Annotated in this window: 1 protein-coding gene; it reads right to left on the reverse strand. The window is 51.1% G+C overall.

Annotated features, from left to right (window positions below; genetic code table 11):
- On the reverse strand, positions 1-1,423 hold a 1,423-nt coding region (locus A3730_RS05885), incomplete at its 3' end, for a hypothetical protein (RefSeq protein WP_197477322.1).
- Between the last annotated feature and the right edge of the window lie 146 nt (positions 1,424-1,569).

The following is a 1,569-nucleotide window of genomic DNA, read 5'->3' on the forward strand; positions in this document are numbered from 1 at the left end:
ATGCCAATGCAAAGTATTCATTTTTCCTTTTGCTGTTGCTGCTGGCTCCACCAGGGCAATCAATTTCCGTTACTTCACCAAGCTGGGTATTCACAACGAAGTAGTTCATATCAGCTGTCCCATCGGAATCACCACCTCCGCTACCAGCCCCATCCTCACCATTACAAACATAGTGTGATTCGGATATTTCACTGCTATCCAGATATGCGTTTGCATTTGCATCCATCCCGGTATGCAGCACATACCCACCGGCTGAACAATTCGCTCCAGCCGCTTCTTGCTCCACCCTCACGAGAGACGAGATGGCAGAATCGCCATTTTCCCCATTACACAGGTAATCTGACTGATCGATTTCAGCCGCCTGTAAAATGCCATCTGCATTGTCATCTTGCCCGGTCTCGATCCGTTTCCCTCCTGACGGGCAGTTAACGCCTGCCGGCTCATCACTGACATTGACCAGAGCGGAGAGGCCGTCTTCTCCATCAATTCCATCTGTTCCATTACAGATATAATTTACATCGGTGACTTCTTCTGCTTGCAGCGTGCCATCTGCATTCAAGTCCTGACCACTGGTGACTTTATTCCCGCCTGCGGAGCAATTGGCCCCGGCAGCCTCTACCTCAACAGCAACCAGGGAAATTGAGTTTTCTCCATCTTCACCATGGCAGATGTACGCATTGCCTGTTATCTCGCCTTCACTGAGAAGGCCATCCTCGTTCACATCAAGGCCGGAGGAGACCTTGACTCCACCATTGTCACAGAACTGGCCAGGGCCAATATTTTCTGTTTTCACCAACGAGGAGTGCACAACCGGGCTAACCCCGTTGCAGATATATTTCGTCTGAATAACTTCATCGATATCCAGGGTGCCATTGCGATTGAAGTCCAAGCCAGAGGTTAATTTTTGACCCCCTGAAGCACACTCAGCACCTTCAGGCTCATTGGACATATCTAGCAAGCTACTGAATCCATCGGTTTGGCTTGCTGAAATCGAACAGACATAGCTACTCTGACTGACTTCCTCAGCATCTAGCACCCCATCTTCAGATGCATCCAGCCCCACACTCACCTTCAAGCCGCCATTGGCACACTCAAGGCCTGCCGAAATTTCATCTACACGAATCAGACTGGAAAGACCGTCCTCTCCCGAAGCGCCATGACACACTTGTTGAGATTCATAAATCTCATCGGGGTCCAGTACGCCATTGGTGTTGGTGTCGATACCCTGATCAATGGTAATCCCCCCATCCGGGCAGGCTTCGCTAGCTGTAAAGGCTGAGCGCTCTACCGTCGAGGGGTATAACCCATCTTCTGGTTGCGCTTGTGACGTACCGGTGTTCGATCCGCCACTTCCTCCACCGCCACCACCACAGGCAGCGAGGGAAGCCATAACCAGTAACGATGTGAGTCTCAGTGCTTTCACGAAGGGCTCCTTTCTTCGAATTCTTATCACTCGGGCTGACCTGATCCCAAAAGCAGGCCTTAGCCCGTTATTCACTTGTGCAATTCTATTCTCCAGCCGCGACACTCTATGTCGCAGCCAATACCCTACCCCTTACCCCGCCTTCA

The organism is Alcanivorax sp. HI0044 (assembly GCF_001634945.1).